The sequence below is a fragment of the Salicola sp. Rm-C-2C1-2 genome, from assembly GCF_040196175.1.
GTDB lineage: Bacteria > Pseudomonadota > Gammaproteobacteria > Pseudomonadales > Oleiphilaceae > Halospina.
Map to the genome: position 1 here is coordinate 218,582 of NZ_JBEFNF010000003.1, position 20,810 is coordinate 239,391.

General features: G+C 60.0%; 26 protein-coding genes. 8 read left to right on the forward strand and 18 right to left on the reverse strand.

Annotated features, from left to right (window positions below):
* Window positions 1-259 precede the first annotated feature (259 nt).
* From AAF659_RS08190 to AAF659_RS08200, 3 genes are read right to left on the reverse strand one after another with little or no spacing between them, the layout of a single operon-like run.
* Complete coding sequence (locus AAF659_RS08190) at window positions 260-721, reverse strand: hypothetical protein (RefSeq protein ID WP_349751241.1); 462 nt, start codon at window positions 719-721, stop codon at window positions 260-262.
* A 2-nt stretch (window positions 722-723) separates the two neighbouring features.
* Complete coding sequence (locus AAF659_RS08195) at window positions 724-1,026, reverse strand: hypothetical protein (protein WP_349751242.1); 303 nt, start codon at window positions 1,024-1,026, stop codon at window positions 724-726.
* Window positions 1,027-1,698: a hypothetical protein gene (locus AAF659_RS08200; RefSeq protein WP_349751243.1), complete on the reverse strand. Its 672-nt coding sequence runs from the start codon at window positions 1,696-1,698 to the stop codon at window positions 1,027-1,029.
* A 285-nt stretch (window positions 1,699-1,983) separates the two neighbouring features.
* Between AAF659_RS08200 and ectA the strand changes: the two genes are divergently transcribed.
* The 3 genes from ectA to AAF659_RS08215 all read left to right on the forward strand — a co-directional run bounded on the left by ectA (window position 1,984) and on the right by AAF659_RS08215 (window position 5,269).
* Window positions 1,984-2,502 (forward strand): diaminobutyrate acetyltransferase, encoded by a 519-nt coding sequence (gene ectA / locus AAF659_RS08205; RefSeq protein ID WP_349751244.1) that lies wholly within the window; start codon window positions 1,984-1,986, stop codon window positions 2,500-2,502.
* Between the two features lie 93 nt (window positions 2,503-2,595).
* The gene (locus tag AAF659_RS08210; protein WP_349751245.1) at window positions 2,596-4,032 is read left to right on the forward strand and encodes an aspartate kinase; all 1,437 of its coding nucleotides are present in this window, start codon (window positions 2,596-2,598) and stop codon (window positions 4,030-4,032) included.
* A gap of 163 nt (window positions 4,033-4,195) precedes the next feature.
* Window positions 4,196-5,269 carry a sigma-70 family RNA polymerase sigma factor gene (locus tag AAF659_RS08215; RefSeq protein WP_349751246.1) on the forward strand — a complete coding sequence of 358 codons (1,074 nt, stop codon included), beginning with the start codon at window positions 4,196-4,198 and terminating at the stop codon, window positions 5,267-5,269.
* Between the two features lie 8 nt (window positions 5,270-5,277).
* On the opposite strand, the gene AAF659_RS08220 is transcribed toward AAF659_RS08215, so the two are convergent.
* From AAF659_RS08220 to pdxH, 7 genes are all read right to left on the reverse strand, one after another.
* Window positions 5,278-5,727, reverse strand: coding sequence for a DUF3429 domain-containing protein (locus AAF659_RS08220; protein ID WP_349751247.1), 450 nt, complete (start codon window positions 5,725-5,727; stop codon window positions 5,278-5,280).
* Window positions 5,727-6,026 (reverse strand): DUF6482 family protein, encoded by a 300-nt coding sequence (locus AAF659_RS08225; protein WP_349751248.1) that lies wholly within the window; start codon window positions 6,024-6,026, stop codon window positions 5,727-5,729. Before AAF659_RS08225 ends, AAF659_RS08220 begins: the two co-directional genes overlap by 1 nt.
* 73 nt (window positions 6,027-6,099) lie before the next feature.
* Entirely contained in the window at window positions 6,100-6,498 is a 399-nt protein-coding gene (locus tag AAF659_RS08230) for a fluoride efflux transporter FluC (protein ID WP_349751249.1), read from the reverse strand.
* Window positions 6,495-6,869: a fluoride efflux transporter FluC gene (locus AAF659_RS08235; protein ID WP_349751250.1), complete on the reverse strand. Its 375-nt coding sequence runs from the start codon at window positions 6,867-6,869 to the stop codon at window positions 6,495-6,497. Before AAF659_RS08235 ends, AAF659_RS08230 begins: the two co-directional genes overlap by 4 nt.
* Window positions 6,869-7,477 (reverse strand): DNA-3-methyladenine glycosylase I, encoded by a 609-nt coding sequence (locus AAF659_RS08240; protein WP_349751251.1) that lies wholly within the window; start codon window positions 7,475-7,477, stop codon window positions 6,869-6,871. The genes AAF659_RS08235 and AAF659_RS08240 overlap by 1 nt, the downstream gene beginning before the upstream one ends.
* Entirely contained in the window at window positions 7,474-8,181 is a 708-nt protein-coding gene (locus AAF659_RS08245) for a 4'-phosphopantetheinyl transferase family protein (protein WP_349751252.1), read from the reverse strand. The genes AAF659_RS08240 and AAF659_RS08245 overlap by 4 nt, the downstream gene beginning before the upstream one ends.
* Window positions 8,154-8,789 (reverse strand): pyridoxamine 5'-phosphate oxidase, encoded by a 636-nt coding sequence (gene pdxH / locus AAF659_RS08250; RefSeq protein ID WP_349751253.1) that lies wholly within the window; start codon window positions 8,787-8,789, stop codon window positions 8,154-8,156. Before pdxH ends, AAF659_RS08245 begins: the two co-directional genes overlap by 28 nt.
* 125 nt (window positions 8,790-8,914) lie before the next feature.
* Between pdxH and yfbR the strand changes: the two genes are divergently transcribed.
* On the forward strand, window positions 8,915-9,514 hold the full coding sequence (yfbR, locus tag AAF659_RS08255; protein ID WP_349751254.1) for a 5'-deoxynucleotidase: 600 nt from the start codon (window positions 8,915-8,917) through the stop codon (window positions 9,512-9,514).
* Here the strand turns inward: yfbR and AAF659_RS08260 are convergent.
* Entirely contained in the window at window positions 9,493-10,464 is a 972-nt protein-coding gene (locus AAF659_RS08260) for a L,D-transpeptidase family protein (protein WP_349751255.1), read from the reverse strand. The genes yfbR and AAF659_RS08260 overlap by 22 nt on opposite strands.
* Window positions 10,439-10,954: a MarR family transcriptional regulator gene (locus AAF659_RS08265; protein ID WP_349751256.1), complete on the reverse strand. Its 516-nt coding sequence runs from the start codon at window positions 10,952-10,954 to the stop codon at window positions 10,439-10,441. The genes AAF659_RS08260 and AAF659_RS08265 overlap by 26 nt, the downstream gene beginning before the upstream one ends.
* A gap of 172 nt (window positions 10,955-11,126) precedes the next feature.
* Here AAF659_RS08265 and AAF659_RS08270 point away from each other — a divergent pair, with 172 nt between their 5' ends.
* Window positions 11,127-12,944, forward strand: a complete 1,818-nt coding sequence (locus tag AAF659_RS08270; RefSeq protein ID WP_349751257.1) for an ExeM/NucH family extracellular endonuclease — start codon at window positions 11,127-11,129, stop codon at window positions 12,942-12,944.
* Here AAF659_RS08270 and AAF659_RS08275 read toward each other — a convergent pair whose 3' ends face one another.
* Entirely contained in the window at window positions 12,945-13,487 is a 543-nt protein-coding gene (locus AAF659_RS08275) for a DUF4136 domain-containing protein (RefSeq protein WP_349751258.1), read from the reverse strand.
* Window positions 13,488-13,522: 35 nt separating this feature from the next.
* Window positions 13,523-15,109 carry a methyl-accepting chemotaxis protein gene (locus AAF659_RS08280; RefSeq protein ID WP_349751259.1) on the reverse strand — a complete coding sequence of 529 codons (1,587 nt, stop codon included), beginning with the start codon at window positions 15,107-15,109 and terminating at the stop codon, window positions 13,523-13,525.
* Between the two features lie 154 nt (window positions 15,110-15,263).
* Between AAF659_RS08280 and AAF659_RS08285 the strand changes: the two genes are divergently transcribed.
* From AAF659_RS08285 to AAF659_RS08295, 3 genes are all read left to right on the forward strand, one after another.
* Window positions 15,264-15,989 carry an SIR2 family NAD-dependent protein deacylase gene (locus AAF659_RS08285; protein ID WP_349751260.1) on the forward strand — a complete coding sequence of 242 codons (726 nt, stop codon included), beginning with the start codon at window positions 15,264-15,266 and terminating at the stop codon, window positions 15,987-15,989.
* Window positions 15,990-16,170: 181 nt separating this feature from the next.
* The gene (locus tag AAF659_RS08290) at window positions 16,171-17,265 is read left to right on the forward strand and encodes a hypothetical protein (RefSeq protein ID WP_349751261.1); all 1,095 of its coding nucleotides are present in this window, start codon (window positions 16,171-16,173) and stop codon (window positions 17,263-17,265) included.
* 86 nt (window positions 17,266-17,351) lie between these two features.
* Complete coding sequence (locus tag AAF659_RS08295) at window positions 17,352-18,413, forward strand: hypothetical protein (protein WP_349751262.1); 1,062 nt, start codon at window positions 17,352-17,354, stop codon at window positions 18,411-18,413.
* 48 nt (window positions 18,414-18,461) lie between these two features.
* On the opposite strand, the gene AAF659_RS08300 is transcribed toward AAF659_RS08295, so the two are convergent.
* Genes AAF659_RS08300 through AAF659_RS08315 form a run of 4 tightly spaced genes read right to left on the reverse strand, consistent with a single transcriptional unit; the run spans window position 18,462 to window position 20,785 of the window.
* The gene (locus AAF659_RS08300; RefSeq protein ID WP_349751263.1) at window positions 18,462-19,241 is read right to left on the reverse strand and encodes an energy transducer TonB; all 780 of its coding nucleotides are present in this window, start codon (window positions 19,239-19,241) and stop codon (window positions 18,462-18,464) included.
* Window positions 19,238-19,654, reverse strand: coding sequence for a biopolymer transporter ExbD (locus tag AAF659_RS08305; protein ID WP_349751264.1), 417 nt, complete (start codon window positions 19,652-19,654; stop codon window positions 19,238-19,240). Before AAF659_RS08305 ends, AAF659_RS08300 begins: the two co-directional genes overlap by 4 nt.
* Complete coding sequence (locus tag AAF659_RS08310) at window positions 19,651-20,055, reverse strand: ExbD/TolR family protein (protein WP_349751265.1); 405 nt, start codon at window positions 20,053-20,055, stop codon at window positions 19,651-19,653. Before AAF659_RS08310 ends, AAF659_RS08305 begins: the two co-directional genes overlap by 4 nt.
* Window positions 20,042-20,785: a MotA/TolQ/ExbB proton channel family protein gene (locus AAF659_RS08315; RefSeq protein ID WP_349751266.1), complete on the reverse strand. Its 744-nt coding sequence runs from the start codon at window positions 20,783-20,785 to the stop codon at window positions 20,042-20,044. The genes AAF659_RS08310 and AAF659_RS08315 overlap by 14 nt, the downstream gene beginning before the upstream one ends.
* Window positions 20,786-20,810 lie beyond the last annotated feature (25 nt).

Sequence of the window (20,810 nt, forward strand, 5' to 3'; positions counted from 1 at the left end):
CCTGTCAGGAGGCCTCTGCAGTCAGCATCCATCAATCCTGCAAAACAAGCCCACAGCAGCAGTCCCAGCGCCATTTCAAATTCCGGGAACAGGCTTATTGCCATTATAGTTGTGGAGGATGAGGCCAATGCTGAGGCAGGAATAATAGTTTTAATCCAGCTCTCCACTGTACTGATACACGACTCGGGTGGCAGTCGGCCGACCTGCCAGTGATAGAAAATGATCGAAGCGCCGAGTGCCAGTATTGCTCCAGCGAGCATCATGAGGAGCTGTCCCCATTTTCTTCTCTCTCAATCCTCTTGGCTTCAGGAGAAGGTATTCCGGCGTCTATTCTGGAAGAAGCATCTTGCCGGACGGACTGACATCGTTTCTCGGTGAAATGTCGCCGGGCGAACTCCCGCATGGTTTCATCGGGGTCGGGCTTAAGCTCTGGGAAACCCTCCCTGGTAACCAACTGCATAGCATTTGCGAGCTGCGAGGAAGACCAGCCAGCTTTGAGTATGGTGGTTTCCAGCTGCGCATTGATCTCAAGAAAGGACTCACTATGCTTATGTCTTCCCTCGTGTTCGGCGACACTCCCGCAAAAGCTGATCTTGTATAGAAGACGAGCCAGGGGCAGCAATGCTTCAGGGGAATGTGCAGATTCATTAGCGAAAGCCTGTGACACACCTGACGAGAGTAATAGGGCTGAAACCAGGAGGGTTGTCAGATGTCGCCTCATGCTCATGTCCTGCTTCTCCAATCCTGTGTATCCAGTATTGCCTGTCTCTGGTCGCTGGCTCTTCGGTAGCCCAGATAGGTGAAAGAAGCGAAACACGCAACCAGGAGAAGAAAAAGCGCCCTGGAGCTTTCCGTTTCAATGAAGGGAGCAAACAGCAACACACCTGAAAACGCGAACAGCACCGCACTAAGCAGACCGTGCGCCAGGGATGCCCACAGACCGGAGGTTATCCTCCCACTGCTCATACCGTTGATGATCGTCATGCGGAGGAACCAGGTCGCTATGAGGGCTAGGAAGCCGTACATTCAGAGATCCTCATAGACTAGGAGGCCCCGCGCGGCAAGCTCTCTTCGGGCTTCTTCGGAACTGTTCCTAGCTAGGATATTGATGCCCGCGATGAGGATGAAAACAAAGACGGTTGCACCGCCATAGCGCAGGGCTTTTTCAGGATCCTTGCCGAATCGATCAGCGACTGCCTTGACCAATGGGCTTGAGCACAATGCCCGGACTGTATCCGAAACCGCCCCTTTAAACCCTTTGCTGAGCACCGTCAGGATCGTTCCCGCGACGCCAGCGACGGTCACATCGGTTGTGACTTCCGGTATCTTCGTTTGATCGGTAACAGAGGCAACTTTCTGGTTAAAGGCAAAAAACTCTTTTAGCTCCTCATCACTGAGTGACCACATAAACCAGTAAGGCTGGACTCGCTGGAAACCGATCAACTTCCGGAGATCCCTCAGGACACGGGAGTCCCGGGGTAGTTGATCGAGCATGCGTCTTAGGACCAGGCACTGTTTCTGTTCCGGGAGATGGCGGTAAAGGGCCACGCCAGTCACATGGGGTGCGTACTTTGATGGGGAACTCTTGATCTCATCAAGGCAGGGCTTGGAAAGCCCCATGAGGTTGGCCAGTGCCAGAACGGGCTTGGTATCGAAATTGGCTGTGTTGTATCGGGAGAGTACGGAGTCTGTCTTCATTGGGTTTGATTCCTTTCAAGTGAGGCGTCTGACAGCCGGAGGTAGACGGATGACTGTCGGTTACCTGGTCCTTCAGATCGACAAATGAAAAAATACCCCAGGGCGATTTTCAGGGTCAAGACAAAGCCCTTCCATTGGCGCTGGTTCCATTTTCACCAGCCAACCTTTATAATGGACTACGTATTATCCCATACGGGGCTGGGTAAACGCCCTTAAAATCAACGGCAAAGGCATTCAGCCAGAACAGCGGGCACAGCTCCGATGGCTGGGTGAACTCAAGACCGAATGACCAGCGAGACCTCCAGGGCGGAGGCAATCGAGCTCAGGCAACCGAAGGATACAGACGGCTACCGGTTACACCGGCTGATTGCCGAATGCCCGCCTCTCGACCCTAATTCCATCTACTGCAATCTCCTCCAGTGCACTCACTTCGCGGAGACCGGCGTCGCTGCCGAACTCGACGGTGAGCTGGTGGGCTTCATTTCCGCGTATATTCCACCCATTAAGCCGGAGACCGTCTTTGTCTGGCAGGTGGCGGTGCATGAAAAAGCGCGTGGCACTGGTCTGGGCAAGCGTATGCTGCGTTTTGTGGCGCAGCGTCAGGCATGCCGCAATGTACGCTTCATGGACACGACCATAACCGAGGATAACGCTGCCTCATGGGGTCTTTTCATGTCCTTTGCGCGGGAGCTGGCAGCGGAGACCCAGAAGGAAACCTTCTTTGATGGTGACGTTCATTTCGGCGGGCATCACGATTCCGAGATTCTGTTGCGAATCGGTCCCTTCGACGTGAACGCGCACTGAAACAGCACACAGTCACGGAACCGGCTATACTGGATGCAAGAACAATGGGCCGGTTCCAGGGCGCAAAGTCAGAATCAACGCAAGAACGGTACTATGGCAGATCATACGGTAGAAAAAATCGGTGGTACGTCCATGTCGGATTATACCGCCGTTCGCGACAACATCATCCTTGCGAATCGCGAGGACGGAGACGTCTACAATCGCATCTTTGTGGTTTCCGCTTATGGCGGTGTCACGGATCGGCTTCTGGAGCACAAGAAAACCGGCGATGCCGGCGTTTATGCCCTGTTCTCCCAATCGGATTCCGACTGGGCTTGGGGTGATGAGCTCACCAAGCTTTCGAAGTTTCTCTGTGAGATCAATGAGGAGCTCTTCGGTGATGAACTGCTGAGCCAGCAGGCGGACCAGTTCATCGCCGAACGCATCGAGGGGGTACGCAACTGTCTTCTGGACCTCCAGCGCCTGTGCTCTTACGGGCATTTCCAGCTCGAGGACCACCTGCTGACGGTACGTGAGATGCTGGCGGGCATTGGCGAGGCACACAGCGCCTTCAACACCACGCTGCTGCTGCAGAACGAAGGCTACAATGCCCGCCTGGTGGACCTCACCGGCTGGCGCGATACCGAGACCCTGCCCCTGGATGAGAAGGTCTCCCAGGCTTTCGACAAGATCGACCTGAGCCGTGAACTGGCCATCGTCACGGGATACGCTCAGTGCCAGGAAGGGCTGATGCGCACCTTCGACCGTGGCTACAGCGAGATGACGTTCTCCCGGATCGCGTGCATGACCGAAGCTCGCGAAGCAGTGATCCACAAAGAATATCACCTGAGTTCCGCCGATCCGAAAATTGTGGACGCTGAAAAGGTGGTGCCACTGGGCCGCACCAACTACGACGTAGGCGACCAGCTGGCCAACCTGGGTATGGAAGCGATCCACCCACGCGCGGCCAAGGGCATGCGCCAGGCGGATATTCCGCTGCGGCTCAAGAACACGTTTGAGCCTGAACACACCGGCACGCTGATCACCCGCGACTATGTAAGTGAAAAGCCGCAGGTGGAGATTGTGGCCGGAATGCGGCATGTCTTCGGTATCGAAGTGTTTGATCAGGATATGCTCGGCGAGCCCGGGGCGGACCGCAAGTTCCTGGAGATCCTGTCGCGCTTCAAGGTGCACTTCATCAGCAAGGACACCAACGCCAACACCATTACACACTATGTGGATACCTCGCTGCGTAACGTGAAGCGGCTGGTTAAGGCGCTGGAAGAGGTCTTCCCGTCGGCTGAAATCTCCACCCGCAAGGTCGCCATGGTCTCGGCGATTGGCAGTGACATGCAGGTTCCAGGGCTTCTGGCTACAGCTGTTAATGCGCTGCAGGAAGCTGAAATCCCGGTTCTGGCCATGCACCAGTGCATGCGTCAGGTGGATATGCAGTTTGTGGTGGAGGAGAGCGACTACGAACGGGCTATCGCCACACTGCACGGTAAGCTGATCGAGCCCCACAAGCACGAATACGCCATTGTTGCGGCCTAATTGCACGAGTCAATGGCTTTGATGGGGCGTTACTATCGCGCCTGAGCCCCTGTCTGACAGGGGCTCACACTCTCCCGCCAGGTAACACTCAGGGATGCATTGAGTCATCCATAAATGGCCGCATAAAGTATATTTAAGTACAGCCATCAACCAGGGGAATATTATGGATACGCTGTTAAACCCAATGGAGCAGCGTGACCGGGAGCTGGTTGACGACGTCAGGGCCGATACGACGGAGAACTGGAAGGAACCGGCGTCAGCCGAACCGGAATTGCTGGATGATCAAGAGCCAGCCTCCGTCGTCGGTCACTATTTTCGTGATGCGCATCGATTCTCTCTTCTGGGTAAAGAGCAAGAGCGGGATCTGGGAGCGTCACTGCAGCAGACGTTGCGCGGGCTTCTCTCTGAAATCGACGAAGCGCAACCCGAGGCGCTGACCATCCGGGAGGTACTCGCCCAGGTGGAGAGCCACACCGGCACCCTGAGTGAGCAGGCGCGCCAGCACCTTGCCGACCTGCGGCGGTGGCGACGTGAACTCATACAGAGCAACCTGCGGCTGGCGGTTTATATCGCCCGTGGCCAGCAGGGCCGTGGCCTGGCATTACCGGATCTTATTCAGGAAGCCAATCTGGGCCTGATCAAAGCCGTGGAACGCTTCGATCCGACCCGTGGTTTCAAGTTCTCCACCTACGCTTACTGGTGGATTTCGGAAGAGGTCAAGCGAGCCATTAAGCGAGGCCGCCGTGTCGTGCGCACGCCGGACCACGTGGTGGACGAGATCCGTCGGCTTCAGGCAGTGGAAGCGCGTCTCCAGCGTGAAACGGGCTCCCAGCCTGACCGCTATGAACTTGCGGAAGCTGCGGGAACCAATCCGGCCCGGGTAGATGAGCTGCTTGGTTTTGCTCGCCCCGAAGTCTCCACAGCGACGCCGATCTCCAGTGATGGGGATCTGGAGCTGGGTGATACCCTCGCTGATGAGGGCAGTGACAACGGGGAGTCACCACTCGAAGAGCGCGATCAGGCACGTCTTCTGAAAGACCTTTTTCATCTGTTGCGCGAGCGCGAAGCGGATATCCTGGGTCGTCGTTTCGGCATTAACCGGGATGAGCCTGAGACACTCCAGGTCATTTCCGAAGAGCTCGGTATCAGCCGTGAACGGGTGCGCCAGATTGAGAAGGGTGCCCTGCGCAAGCTGCGTGAGCACGCGGTCATGTTCGCGGATGTGGCCGGTAACTGACGCCTTCCTTAATGCATCAGATACAGCCAGGTGGCCGCGGCCACCTGGCAAGCCACAACGCCTGTTGTCAGCATCAGCCTCAGATGCAGATACCAGCGCGGCCAATAAGCCGGCATAGCGAACCAATCCGTCAGGAAAAGCAGAATGTAGAGCACTGGAAAGATCAGTGCCTGAAGATGCCAGCCCAGCAGCAGCGTAACGCCTGCCGACACAAAGAAGACCTGACTCAGGAACATCGCGTGGATGGGCGAAAGCGGGTAGCTGTGTGCCCCGATCTGCATGCTCACGGGCCAGTAGACACCACTAAGAAAGGCCAGAATGCCCGCACTGTAAAGGTAGAAAAGCTGGATGCCGAGTGCGTCGTGATGGGTTGAAAACACCACCACCCCAAGTGTTGCCAGAAAGGGAATCAGCCCAGCCAGACCGAAGATGAATGCAAGTGGACGTATAGCAAGCATCAGCGGTATCTCCCGGTCGGGATCCGAAGCGGGTCAATACCCACATCGTCAAGTCCCACCATTTCGTTGTAGGCGGAGTCATGGACAAGCTCGCGTGTAGCGATACCGGCTTCATCCAGCAGCTCGTTGGCAGCGGGGATGCTGGGCAGCAGCAGCGTCTGGTTATCGTTGTCCGAAAGCACCAGACGCTGTCCGTCCAGCAGCACCTGAATCATGTAGAACTGACCTTCCAATGAGCGGATTTCCGTGTTCTCGACGCGATTAGCGGCGTCGCGGAGGGCGGCGAACTGAATGCGCATAACTGATTCCCATTTCTGCGCTATGATGTCTTTTCAAATACGATGGTCATGTGGGGTCTGGTTTGCCCGGCAATCAGTCTTCGTGATCTTTCATGGTCTGACCGGCCGCCAGCCCCAGTGTGGCGGCGAGGAGCATCAGCACCAGCGTGGCTGCAATATTGGCAATACCCGCCGTAATCGCACCGGAGCGCAGCAGCGTCAGGGTTTCCAGACTGAATACTGAAAAGGTGGTGAGTCCGGCGCAGAAACCCGGCACCAGAAAGGCGTGGAGGTTGGCATGCGCGAGTCTTGAAGCAGGATCAGCGGCGCGACCGGCGATCCACCCGATCAGCAGGGAGCCGAGGATGTTCACCGTCAGAGTGCTCCAGGGAAAAGCGTGCCCGGAGACCATGAATCGATCCAGCCCGTGACGCAGAACACCTCCAAGCGCGGTCCCCAGCGCGACCCAGAAGGCCGTCAGGGTTGAATTCATTGCATTCCTCCAGTTATCGCCAGCCCCAGAACAAGCGCCCCCAGCCCGGCCACCAGTGTGGCAGCCAGGTTGAACAAAGCGCTGGCCAGCCGGTGCGCGTGCGCCAGGGTGAGCGTCTGCAGTGACCACGAGGACACTGTGGTGAAACTGCCGCAGAAGCCGGTCATAGCCAGAGCGGAGACCACCGGCTGGCCGGATGAGCCACCTGTTGCCCCGACCAGCAGCCCAACGAGAAAGGCGCCCAGAGTATTTACGGTCAGGGTACCGAAGGAGAGCGGCGTGTGGGTGCGGCGATCGATCCAGACCGTCAGGTGGAAGCGCGCTAGCCCGCCCAGGGCGCTGCCTGCAGCCACGGCGAGCAATTCCGCCATCACTGGGCCATCTCCCGGCTCTGGGCCACGGTCTCAGAACGGACCGGGCAGCCCAGAAGGTGGTCATTGACCATGCCCACCGCCTGCATAAAGGCGTAGCAGATGGTGGGGCCAACAAAGCGCAATCCCCGTTTCTTCAGGGCCCGGGACAGCGCCCGGGATTCGGCTGTTTCATCCGGGATCTCGTGCACATCGCGGAATTCGTTGATGATCGGTTGATGGTTCACAAACGACCACAGAAAGCGGCTGAAGTCCTCGCCTGCCTGTTCCATCGCCAGCAGGGCCTGGGCGTTACCGATAATCGCTTCTACCTTGCGGCGATTGCGCACAATCCCGGGGTCGTTCAGAGCAGCCACGATTTGCTCCTCTCCCCAGGCGGCCAGTTGCTCTGGTTGGAACGCTTCAAACCGCTGGCGATAGCCTGATTGCTTGCGCAGGATCGTCAGCCAGCTCAGGCCCGCCTGCTGGCCGTCCAGACAGAGTTTCTCGAAGAGCTCATTGCGGCCGGTTATGGGTCGACCCCAGACATGGTCGTGGTATTCGATGTAATCGGGGGCGTCGCCACACCAGGGGCAGCGCCCGTCGCTGCGCGCCGCGACGTTTTTCATTGGGCTGCTACCTCGTGAAAGTACCAGTGTGCTTCACAGCTCATGCCGTCATGCCACCACCCAGGCGTTGCGTCGCCCTGCCAGGCCACGCCAATCCGGTGGCTGTGAGCCGTGGTGGTGGCGAGACACCAGGTTGGGTCTGGCTGGTCCAGTATGAGTTGGTTTCTCAAAGGGTCGAACGTCAGTGCCTGCAGATGACCCGCCATACCCCTTGAGGTTGCCTTGATCCAGGCTTCCTTCAGGGTCCACAGCGTCAGGAAGGCATCCGCTGGCTGAGCTTGCGCCTGCAGCCAGTCGGTTTCTGGCGAGCTGAACCAACGCCGCGCGAGTGCCTGCCAGGGCGGGCGGCGGTTCAGCGGTTCGGCATCCACACCAATGGCACCCTGATTGAACCCCAATAGAATTAGCGTATTGGTATGGCTGAGACTGCTCCGGAAGGCTGCGCCCCGGGGTGTGATGGCGCCCCGGGGCGCCAAGCGCGTGAAATCCGGGCAACTGAGTCCATGGGTGTGCGTGAAATGCAGTGCACCACGGCGCCATAGCTGCCGGGATGCCGCATAGGTGCCCCGGCGTCCGCGATCCGCCATTGAGGCCAAACGGGCCTGTTCGGCGGCGTTGAGGGGAAATTCCGGGCCGCCGTGAGGTGCCTCATGGACGCTGAAAAGCTGTGGGGCTGTTACGGTTGCAGGCGCTGAATCCGCCATTCATCTCCTACCCGGCGATATTCAAAACGGTCATGGAGTCGGCTGGGCCGCCCCTGCCAGAACTCAATCCGCTCCGGGATCACCCGATAGCCGCCCCAGAAATCCGGGAGCGGAATGCGGCCCTGGCGGAAACGCTCTCTCATGCTCTGAAGCTTCGCCTCCAGAGCCTGGCGGGACTCGATAACCGCGCTTTGCTGGGAGACCCAGGCGCCCAGTTGGCTGCCTTCCGGGCGTGAGGTGAAGTACCGCAGCGATTCCTGGCGGCTTACTTTTGCAACATGCCCTTCAATGGTGACCTGGCGGTTCAGGGGAACCCAGGGAAACAGCATGGCTGCGCGCGGATTGGCCGCCAGTGCCTTCGCTTTGCGACTGCCGTAGTTGGTATAGAACACGAAGCCGTCGCTATCAAAGTACTTGAGCAGGACTGTGCGGGCACTCGGCCAGCCTTCGGCATCCGCAGTTGCCAGAGTCAGGGCGTTGGGGTCCTCAATACCGGCGTTCTGAGCCTGATTGAACCAGTGCTCGAACTGGCGGAAGGGACTATCATCCAGCTGATCCTGTTCCAGTCCCTCGCTTTCAAAGTCCCGGCGCATATCGCCAATGTCCACGGCTTACCTCCTCGCTTACCCGAGCCGAACACTAACATGTTCCGGCCTTCGTTGCCCGGCGCCTGCTCCATGTCCGTATAATGCTGTCATTGTAATCAACCACCGCCAACTGGAGTGATCTGATCATGGGACGCCGTACCAGTCCTTTCTTCGCCTACCTTGGCCGCCTGCGCTGGATCCGACGCTGGGGGCTGATGCGCAACGCCATCGAAGAGGATGTGGCAACCCACTCCTGGGAGGTGTCGGTGCTGGCGCACGCTTTGGCAACCATCCGCAATACACATTATGACGGTGACGTGAATGCGGATGCCATTGCCGCCACTGCGCTCTATCACGATGCGTCCGAGGTGATCACCGGCGACATGCCCACACCGGTCAAGTATTACTCCAGCGTCATGCGTGAGGCCTTTGCCGACGTGGAGCACCGCGCCCAGCAGGAGCTTCTGGATCTTCTGCCGGAGACGCTGCGCCCGGCGTTGGCACCCTATCTGCAGGAAAGTGGTTGGGACGAAGGTACTGCGGAGCTGATCAAGGCTTCAGACCGGCTGGCGGCACTGCTCAAGTGCGAGGCGGAACTGCGCGCAGGGAACCGGGAATTTGAGCAGGCAGCGCAGCAGATCCGGTCACGGCTTGAGGCCGAGCAACTGCCTGAAGTGGCGTATTTTCTGGAGGTGTTTGCGCCGGACTATGGCGCCAGCCTGGATTATCTGCTCGAGCGCCAGTAGCGCCAGCCCGGGGCTTTGCCCAGGACCATGCCAACCCGAACAGCTAGGCCGCTGGCCTGTTCAACGGCGTTCTCTACCCGTCCACGGTAGATCTCGACACCGTTTTCCCGTTCCCGGATTCGGCTCAGCACCTTTTCGGCTTCCCGCCACAGCCGATCGTGATCCGCCTTGCTGAGCGATTCTTGCTGTCCGTGGACCTGCAGCCAGATGGTGTTGCCCTGAACGCCCGCTTTCACTGGCTCCTTCACAATGCGGACCTCACTGCCTTTGGGCGTGGCCCATACCAGTTGCTCGATGTCGTCATTGAACATCCGGATGCAGCCATGGCTTACACGCTGACCCACGCCGAAGCGTTTGTTGGTGCCGTGGATCAGGTACCCGTCTTCCTCAAGCTGCAGCGCAAAGGGCCCAAGTGGGTTCGAGGGACCGGGGGGGATCTCCGCAGGAAGCCGCTTTCCTTCCTCAGCCGCTTCCTTACGGATGGATTCCGGAGGATACCAGGCTGGCGATTCAAGGCGCATGCGCACACTGGTGTTAGTCAGTGGCGAGGGCGTACTGGCGTTGCCGATGCCCACCGGATAGGTAGCAACCTTGCCCTCGCGGAAGTGATAGAGCCGGAATTCAGCCAGATTGATGACAATATCGTCATGCGGGCCAGACGGCAGCACGCGCCGCGAGGGCAGTCTTATGCGGGTGCCGTCACCCGGCAGCCAGGGATCGACGTCGGGGTTGGCACGGACCATTTCCAGAAAGCCGAAACCGAGCGTCTCGCCGATATCGGCAAAGGTATCTTCGTAGACGGTGGTGGTCCAAGTGGGGTCACCGACGATGGCTTGGCCGGGTTGCCATTCATGCACCTGATCACCGGCCGCCACGGCAGCAGCCACCGCCCACAGGCAGAGGGCGATCAGGGGTCGGGCGGCGCTATTGCTTTTCGTCTGGGGCAGCAAGATCCTGATGATCCGTACTCGTGGCTTCGGCGTTGGCCAGGATGCGGTTAAACACACTCTGGCATGTTGCCAGCTCGTCTTCACTGATGCCACTGAGAAGCTGCTCGCGCAGTCCTTCCGCACGTTCATCCAGCTTTTTGATGAAGGATTCACCATGCTCGGTCAGGTGCAGGCGGCGGGCCCGCCGATCCTGCTCACAGGGGCGACGCTCGATCAGCTGCTGAGTTTCAAGGTTATCGAGCAGTCGCACCAGTGTGGGATTCTCAATTGACATCAGTTCCGCCAGTTCACGCTGGGTGACGCCTTCACCACCACGGTGGAGAGCGACCATGGTGCTCCAGCGCGCCTGGGTAACGCCGAGATCCCTGAGGCGCTCGTCGAGCAGTTTGCGCCAGCGACGTGCGATGCGGGCGACACTGAATGGGAACTGGCGCCGGTTCGTATTGTCCGAACTCTGCTCGGCCTGCCTGCCTGCAATCCTACCATCCATTGCTTTGCCTGCTATTTATTGCGGGGGGGTCTGATGCCCCATCTGAAACGATTGTGGTTTCGCGGAGCAAGATCCGCAACCACAACCCCGTGAAACGTTCTGTTAGTCTAATGCGGGAAAATGGCTTCACCCATAGGGGTTGTCCACAGGTTTCAGGGGAGAGAACGGGTTGATGCACAACCTCAGAGGGGTGCCGGCATGGCTGGTGTTTCTGGCTATCGGACTCTGGTTCGGCCTCAGCTATTGGTTCTGGCCATTGCCCGCTGCGGGTGAAGCCGGCTGTTACGGTAACGTAACGGCTGTTGAGCGCATTCAGGGTTCCGGCGCGGTTACACCGCTGGATGGGCGCACTGTGCTCACTCAAGGCGTGGTTACAGCCGATTTTACCGGGCGTGAGGCCCTGGGTGGTTTTTTCATCCAGCAGCAACAAGCGTCGGCCAGTCAGGCCTCCCGGGGGCTTTTCGTCTATGCCCCGGGTGCGGATGTATCGCCGGGAGAGCAGCTGCGGGTGCGTGGTGAGGCCGGTGAGCACCATGGTATGACCCAGCTTTCCAGTGCCCGTATTGAAGCACGATGCGCTAAGCTGGGGCTGCCGGAACCGCGCCCCCTGGCGCTTCCTGTGGATGCTGAACAGAAGGAGGCGCTCGAGGGCATGCGGGTGCAGCTGATGGACAGTGCGACCGTTACCGGCCTCTATGATCTGGCTCGCTATGGGGTGGTTTCGCTGGCTGACAGGCGTCTCTTCCAGCCCACGCAGATTGCGGCACCCGGTGAGGCAGCGCGTAATGTCGCTGAGCGCAACCAGGCGCGTCGTCTGCTTCTGGATGATGGCAGCCGGCGCCAGTTCCCCGGGCTGGCGGACTGGGTGGAGCGTCACTACGAAGCCGGCCGGCGTTTGCGGGTGGGCAATGCCCTCAGCGGGGTGAAGGGTATACTTGATTACCGCTATGACGACTGGCGACTGCAGCCCACGACAGCACCGGCGGTTGAGGTCCTGAATCCAGCGCCAGATCCTTTAGAGCGGCCCGGCGAGGGCCTGGTTCGGGTTGCGGGGTTCAACCTGCAAAACTACTTCAATGGCGATGGTCGGGGTGGCGGCTTCCCCACCGCGCGCGGCGCGCAAACGGCTGATGCCTGGCGGGCACAGCACCAGCGCTTGGTAGCGGCGCTGGACAGCCTCGCGGCGGACATCGTCGGGCTGGTGGAGCTGGAAAATGATGGGACCGGGCAGCACAGCGCCATTGCATCGCTAGTGGCGGATCTGGAAGGCAACTGGGATTATGCCCAGCTGAAGCGTCGTCCCGGCGACGATGCCATCGCCGTGGGCCTTGCCTGGCGCCGTGATCGGGTTGTGCCCGTGGGAGAACCAGAGGTGTTGTTGTCACCGCCTTTCAATCACGGCAGTCGGCCACCAGTGGCCCAGCGGTTCCGGCATCAGGGGTCCGGAACCGTTTTTCTGGTGGTGGTGAATCACTTCAAGAGCAAACGCTGTGGCGGTGCCAAGGGCGCTAACGCGGCTCAGGGTAACGGCGAGGGCTGCTGGAGTGCCCACCGGAATGCGGCAACCCGCCGCCTGCTGCAATGGCTGGATCGTCTCACCGGGACTATGGAGACCCGGAACGTTCTGCTCGTTGGTGATCTGAACGCTTACGCTATGGAGACGCCGCTATCGCTGCTCCGGCAGGCCGGTTACCGCAACGGACTCAATGGTCGCCATGAACGCCCGGCCAGCAGCTACATCTATCGCGCAGCATCCGGGACACTGGACTACATTCTACTGTCAGAGGCATTAGATCGTAGCGTGGAGGCAGCGGGCATTCACGCGATCAACGCCGATGAATCATCGCTGCTCCACTACAGTGCTCAAACACGCGAGCGATTACCGGAATCACTGACCGTTTCCGGTCAGGCACCCTGGCGAGCCTCGGATCATGATCCCACCTGGGTGGATTTCCGGCCCGCGCTTATGAAGGCCAGAAGCACCAAGTGATCAGGGCTGAGGCGGGTACTGCTCGAACATGGCCTCAATAACCCGATCAATCAGCCTGGTGCGATCCTCACGGTCCTGGGATTCACTCAGGTTGCGGCGGGCACGGCCTTCCCAGACGATCTGCTCAATGGTTGGGTCAACCATTTCCACCACCAGCTGGCCTTCGCGTATCTCGCGGGTTTGAACCGGGGAGTGCGCCATCCCGAAGGTGAAGGGGCTGCGTCCGAACCCGAACCCAAAGCCAACGCTGGGTCCTCGGGATTCGGTCCGCACTTCATCCTCAATGCGGTAGCGCACCAGAACGTCCGGATCGCTGTCGGCCCTGGTGAATCCGTCGCCTGCCAGTGCCTTTTCCAGAGCTCGTTCAATACGCGCGGCATCCAGTCCCTGAACGGCATCCTCACCACCGCGCTTGGCGAACTGATAGGTGCTGTAGCGGTCGAATCCGGCGCTGCTGTCGTAATCCGTAGCCGCGTAACGCGCACAGCCGGAAACCAGCGCCAGCATCAGAGCCAGTGTGGCCGTCTTGAGTAAAGTAGCCATTGGTTGAGCCTCTCATCAATAATTCCATGAATCCCTTAAGTGTTATCGTCCTGGCCGGATCGGAACCGGTCCACCAGCACGTGAAGATCTTCTGCGAGCGTTTCCACGCCGGAGCTGACGTCCGCGTTCTGATCCGCTTCGCCGCTGGTCTGATCCGCCAGTTCCGCGATCCGGGTGATCTGTTGGTTGATCTGGTCCGCGACCTGGCTCTGTTCTTCCACAGCTGAGGCCATCTGCATGGTCTGGGAGGCAATGGTATCGATATAACCGGCTACCTCCTGGACCTTGTGCTCGGTCTCCTGGACCGTGTTCAGCCCTGTCTGGGCCATACTGCGACTGTTTTCCGTGGCATCCAGAGACGCCTGGACCTGTTGTTTGAAATTCTCAATGATCTGGTGGATACGATCCGTGGACTCGCGGGTGCGCTTGGCCAGATTGCGCACCTCATCCGCCACTACCGCGAAGCCGCGCCCGGTCTCGCCCGCCCGTGCCGCCTCAATGGCGGCGTTCAGCGCCAGCAGGTTGGTCTGGTCGGCAATATCCGTGATCAGCTGGGCCGCGGAGCCGATTTCGTCGGTGGCCTCGCCGAGCTGGTTCACCGTCTGCGCCACATGATCAACACTGCCCGTCAGTTCCTCGATAGCGCGGGAATTATCACTCGCGATACGCGTGATCTCACTGGTGGCCGTGTTTGCCTCATCAGCCTGTTGCGCGGCCTGGCCAACGCTCTGGGAGACCTCGCTGATCGATGCGGTCATCTCGTTGATCGCTGAAGCGGTCTGGTCCGTCTCAGAGCGCTGGTTGCGGATCTGGTCACGGCTGGTCTGCATCAGCTGGTGCCCCTGGGCAGCCTTGGCGGAAAGCTGCCCGGCCAGGTTCTCCATGCGTTCAAGAACCGTAACCAGCCTGGCCTTCTCACTGATGATCAGCATGTCGAGCTCGCGCAGGCCGCTGCTGCGGGGCGAGTAGGTGGTGGCCACCAGCGGATCGGCAAAGGCATCCGGACGCAGCGCCAGCGCCTCATTCAGATGGGCCTGCAGCCGCTGGCGGTTCCAGACCGCACCAGTCGCAAGCCCCCCGACGGTGGTGCCAGCCATGACGCCCGGCCCGAACCCGAGTGCCAGAGGGACGAGTGCGGCACCGGCGACCAGCGCCAGAGGCAGGTTCTGCATGACAAAGGCACCCGTTTCGAGGCTTAAAGGTGCGGCACGTTTGCCAGCATTGAGCCGGGCGTAGACTCGGTTGGCCCGGTCTACCCATTCACGCTTGGGTTTGGCGCGTACGGACTCATACCCGGTGATGCGGCCATTCCGGCGTATTGGGGTGACATAGGCACTGACCCAATAGAAGTCGCCATTCTTACAGCGATTCTTTACCAGCCCCATCCAGGGCTTGCCCGCCTTGAGATGGTTCCACATGTGCTCAAAAATCGTCGGCGGCATGTCCGGATGCCGGATCAGATTGTGCGGCTGGTCGATGAGTTCGTCTTCCCGGAAGCCGCTGACTTCCACAAACGCATCGTTGACGTACTTGATCACGCCCCGCTCATTGGTGGAGGAGATCAGAGGCCGGTCGTCCCGTACCGGTACTTCTCTGTCGGTGACTGGGAGATTCTGCCGCATTCCGGAGCCCTGAAGTGGAATTTGATTTCCCTCAAGATAGCATGGAAATAGGCGTTTACCCATTGGGATTGCCCGTGACAGGGCTTTACCGGGCTGCTGGCTCAGGCATCATTGGACGCACGGGCAATGGGTTGGAATGCAATCAGGAGGTCAAATGTGGCGCAGACGCACCAGCTCACCATTTCAGCTGAGTGAGCATGTCGTGGTTCTGACGGGCGCCGGTATCAGTGCTGAAAGTGGCCTGTCCACCTTCCGGGACGCAGGTGGACTCTGGGAACAGGTTGATCTTGAGGATGTGGCAACGCCAGAGGGCTGGGAGCGCAATCCCGAGCTGGTCCGGGATTTTTACAACCAGCGCCGCCAGCAGGTGCTGGCGGCCAGACCGAACGCGGGGCATGAAGCCCTGGTGACTCTGGAAAACCGCTGCCAGGTCAGTGTCGTTACCCAGAATGTGGATGATCTGCATGAGCGGGCTGGCTCCTCCCACGTTCTGCACCTTCACGGCACCATTATGGAAGCACGCAGCGTGGTGGACCCGGACGAAAAGATGCCTTTGGGCGAGCAGGACCTGACCCAGAATTTGACCTGCAGCGGCGGCCACCCGATGCGCCCGAATGTGGTCTGGTTCGGAGAGCCCGTGCCAGCGATGGAGCGCGCGGTGGAACTGGTCAGCCGCGCGGATCACCTTCTTGTAGTGGGCTCGTCGCTGAATGTCTATCCCGCTGCCTCGCTGGTTCAGTTTGTGGAACCGGGCGTGCCAATCAGTGTTGTTGACCCAGACGCACGCATGAACCTGCCCGGGGCCAGGGTTATCCGCAAAGCTGCAAGCAAGGGAGTGCCCGAGTGGGTGAACGGGTTCAGGGCCGCTTTCAGCATCTGAGTGAGGCATGACAGCGCTCCTATTGCCGCTTTTCCGGATGCTGTGCCGGTGGGTTTTTTGTGGCAGGCCCGGAGTGTGACCTTCGTCCCATAATGCAAAAGTCTGTTAGCGCCATCGGACACGCCGTTTTAGGGTCTGGGATTAAGACTCCTTAATAACAACAACAGACAGTGAGCACGTTATGTGGCGATGGCTTCTGGCGAGCGGGGCAGCCCTGGCACTTCTGGGGGGCGTGATCGCGAGCTTGTACGCGATCACCACCGCCATGCCGGAATCCAGCCCGGAACCGGCCGTGACTTCTGAACCCCCGCAGCCCGAATCCACTTCCGGGGCGGCTGATGATGAACCGCCTTCGGATCCTCCAGTTGAGGCCGCGGTGGCGCAGCGGCTGCAAGGCGAATTTGCGCGTATCGCGGATCAGTACGAAGCGGGCTCGCAGTTCCCGCCCTATTCCTTTCCGATTGATCAGGGAGCCGTTGATGACTACCGCTACAACGGTTACAGCCCTGTCCGTGTGCCCGTGGCCTCTGATGGTGAAAAGGCCACCATCACCCTGCGACTGGATCAGCTCCATTTTGAATATGGTGAACCCATAACCGGCATGGTGGGCATTAATGGTGACGGCGCCTCCGGCGTATCACTGGATGAGGTGACCCTCAGGGATCAGACGGGAGATGTGCTCTACCGTGAATCGCTGGAAGCCGGGGCTGGTGAACAGCGGCTGAGTATGTCACCCGGCACCAGTGGCGTTGAGGCGTGGCCAATGGAGCTGATGCTGATGGTGTCCGGTGATTTCCGTGGGGAGAGCGCTGATGCCGTGGCGCCCGTGCGCTATCACGCGGCGGTGGGCGACATTACCGACGTTGGTAGCAGCAGGGTGGAGGGGGCGCACCTGGTTATTCCTGTTCAGGTGTCCATTGACTCCGATGGCGATTACGCCATTGCAGGCAACCTCTATTCCGAATCCGGCACGCCCCTTGTTCATGTCGAGCACGAAGCCCGTCTTGGTACCATGGACAGCACGGCACAGTTGCGTGTGCACCGACAGGCATTGGAGGCCAGCGGCGATGCGGGCCCCTACAGGTTAGGGGATCTGAGCTTGCGCCAGCTTCCGGCCAGGCCGGGCGACCGTACCCGATTCAGCCCAACACATGATGAGCGCTACGACGTCGAGGGTGCCCCGTTCGAGCGCTACGACCAGGCCAATTACCAGGATCCTATGCGCGAGGCCCGACTCGAATTCCTGCGCAATGCCGCAGAGGAAATCGAGCCGTAGGTCCGCCGGGTACAGGGAAGGCACAACAACAAAAGGGCCATTACCAACACAACAACAAGACAACACAACAAGAAAGGAGAACCATCATGAAAGGCCTGAAACTTACGGCACTGGGCTTGGCGCTGGCGTTCGCCGGCGGCGCGCAGGCCCAGCTTGCCGGCAAGAACGTGATCCTGATTCATGGACTTCAGGGTGATGACATCGCGAACAACCCCGCCAACCAGCGCGAGATTGACCAGAATGGCGACGCCTACTGGCAGGCGTTCTGGGCTTCACGTGCTGAGGCGCGGATTGACTGGGGCAGCCATGAGCGCGTGGAGGGTCGTACGGCCGAGCGTGCGTATAACCAGCTGGTCGAGATTTCCCAACAGGGTCTGTGCAGCGAAGGCTGTATTGTGGTTACCCATTCCACCGGGGATCTGGTGGGGCGCTATGTGCTGGACAACCAGGCCCGCTGGTTGAGCAACGACGGACTGGAACCGCTCAATGTCGTAGCCGCGCTGGACTTCGCCGGTGCCGGCGGAGGTTCGGAGCTGGCGGATTTGGCGGTCAACGCGGCCTATTCGGACAGTTTTGCGGATGAGCTGGCCAAGCTGGCCGTGACGGCCTACCTGGGCACTACGCCAACGCCGGACAACCTGGGGGTTCTCCGGGACCTTCAGCCTGCCGTGGCGCGTAATCTGGCCACTTCGCCCAACAGTGTGCCGCGTCTGCGGTTTGTGGGCGGTGGCAGCAATTATGGCGGTCTGACGGGGCCTTTCCTGCCCGGAACCGATGATGGGGTGGTGGCGCTGCATTCGACCTGTGGTGGTACCCAGGTGGGCAGCTACGACAGCTGTGTGAGCAATGTCGCGCTGGATGGCAAGCGTACCAGCGTCAGCGCCCCCTCGGATCTCTACTACAACCATTACCCGGTGTTGATGGGGGAGAACGTGGACCACGGCCAGGTAATCAATACCGAGTCTGGCAATACTCTGACCTATGCCAACAATGGGTTCAGCGTGTCCGGCGTTGCCGTGAACTTTGCGACCGAAACCTATGAAAAGCGTCCCTGGTGGAAGCTGTGGGGCAGTGGTGACACCTACCAGGTTGTCACCGACGCCGAGCAGCACAGCGTTTCAGGGCTGGTGTACAACACACTCGACTAGCACGCCTCAACAGGAGCGGCGCCAGCCGCTCCTGTCTCCCGCCTTTTGCTATCGCATCTGGAACCGGATTGGCAGTTGCAGCCGGAAGGTGTCGCCCTCGATGGTTTTCGGCACCTGCGGTAATGGTTCCGCCCGCTCCAGCATTGCCACCGCGGCCTCGTCCAGAATGCCGTAACCGCTGCGGTCTACTAGTTCGGTGCGGTTGAGCGAGCCATTGCGATTGAAGCCGATGGTCAGGCTGACCGTTCCTTCCTGACCCAGGCGACGGGCGCGCCTGGGGTATTCATAGTGCTTGGCGAGGTGGCGCTGCAGTTCCGCCAGGTACGCATCCTCTTCGGCCTGGTCGCCACCGCCGATGGTGACATTCTGGGTGTCATTGCTGGCTTCCGGATTGCTGCCGTTCTTTGAGTTGGATTGCTGCTCCTTGGGGTTGTCGGGCGGCTCGACCGGCTCAACACTCTTTTCAGGCTCAGGCTCAGGCTCAGGCTCAGGCTCAGGCTCAGGCTCAGGCTCAGGCTCAGGCTCAGGCTCAGGCTCAGGCTCAGGCTCAGGCTCAGGCTCAGGCTCAGGTTCTGGTTCTGGTTCTGGTTCTGGTTCTGGTTCTGGTTCTTTGGGTTCCGCTTTAACGTCTTCGGATTCCGAGGAGGCGCTTGCCTCCTGCGCGGGCGGTGGGGCCTGAGTGTTGACCACAATGCCGCGTTTGCCGGTGTCCGGGCCCGGCATTTCGGGCCTGTCTACGGGCCATTTGAACAGCACCGCCAGGTGCAGAATGACGGCAATACTGATAGAGACAATGGCAATGAGTGAGCGGGTGCGTTCGGGGGTCATTGGCCCGGATCCGTCAGCAGGATGACCTGGGGGTGGCCGGCCTCGTCCAGGGTCTGAAACAGGCTCTCAAGCTCCGACATGGAAAGCTGCTCATCCACGCCCAAGCGTAATCGGTCGGATTTGTCGTAGTCAGGCAGCTGTTCAGCAAGGGCGGTTCGCTCAATCGACTCACCGCTCAACCGCAGCGAACCATCCGCCTCAACCACCAGATCCATATCCGGGCGGCGATCATCGCGTTTGTTGGCGGTATCCGGTAACGCTGGCAGTTGGTCCTGCAGAACGATCCCCGCGATCAGGAAGAACAACAGCAGCAGGAAGACCACGTTGATGAGTGGCAGCAAGCCCTCCTCAAGCTTCTCGGTCAGCGCGGGATCATGATCAGATTCGGGGAAAAACGGCTGTTGCTGTTTCATGGGGCGTCCGGGGTTGTGCCTGCATCACGTTCCCAGCTGGCGCTGAAACCCGCATCATCGGCAGCCCCCAGCCAGCGGGTGAAGCGGCCCAGGGCGACGTCATCGCCGGTGCTGATCTCGATGCGCTCGCCGTCGTATCCCTGGATTCTTTCCGTCAACGCCGGTTCGTCCAGGGTCTGGCCATTCCACTCAAGCCCGTCCTTCGTCAGGTGCAGCCGGGCGGGAGTCTCGTCCGAGGCCTTACCACCGGAATCCGGTGCCGGTGTATCCAGCTGCAGCAGACCAACCGGCTCCATACGGGAGGTGAGCATGAAGAACAGCAACAGAATGAAGACCACATCAATCAGCGGCGTGAGCCGGATGGGCACACGCCGGCTGGGTCGGGGCTCAAGCCATTGCATGGCGCTGGGCGGGTTCCGGCCTGTGGTTGTCGCTGGGTTGCTGCGTACTGGCGGCGGTTACGGCCTCGTGGGGCCGGTCATCCGGTACCTCGCGACGGAAGATCCGGACCAGCAGGTCGTTGATCTGCTGCTGCATGCGTCGCATCCGAAATTCCATCCAGGCGGCAATGGCTGCAAACGGAATAGCAATGGCGAGGCCAGTTGCCGTGGTGGAGAGCGCCTCGTAGATGCCGCCGCTGAGTTCCGCGGGGTCCGCCTGGCCCTGAGCGTTCGCCATGGCGTCAAAGGCGGTCATCATGCCCATGACGGTGCCAAGCAGGCCGATCAGCGGCGCTAGAGCGGCAATCACCTCCAGAATTTTCAGAGGTGACTCAAACGGTAGAAGAAGTCGTTGGGCACGGCGAGCCACTTCATCACGCAGACTTTCCTCGGTCTCGCCCTGGCTGCGCTGCTGCATGACAAAACTGAGCAGACCAGCCAATGGGTTCCGCTGGCCGCTGAGGCTGCGCCTAGCGGCGTCGTCTTCGCCGTCACACCATTGATCAACGCCTGCCCGGATGCGGCGGTTAAGGCGGGGGGCCTGAAGAAGGCTGATGACAAGGGTGTAGAAAGCGCTACCGAGTCCCAGCACGGAAACGGCCAGCAGCACGCCCATGACCGGGCCGCCCATGGCCAGGAGCTCAGCAACCGGGGCCAATAGATTCTCGGAGGCAGGTGTGGATAGACTCATAAGCGTTGTATGACCCTCTGGGGGG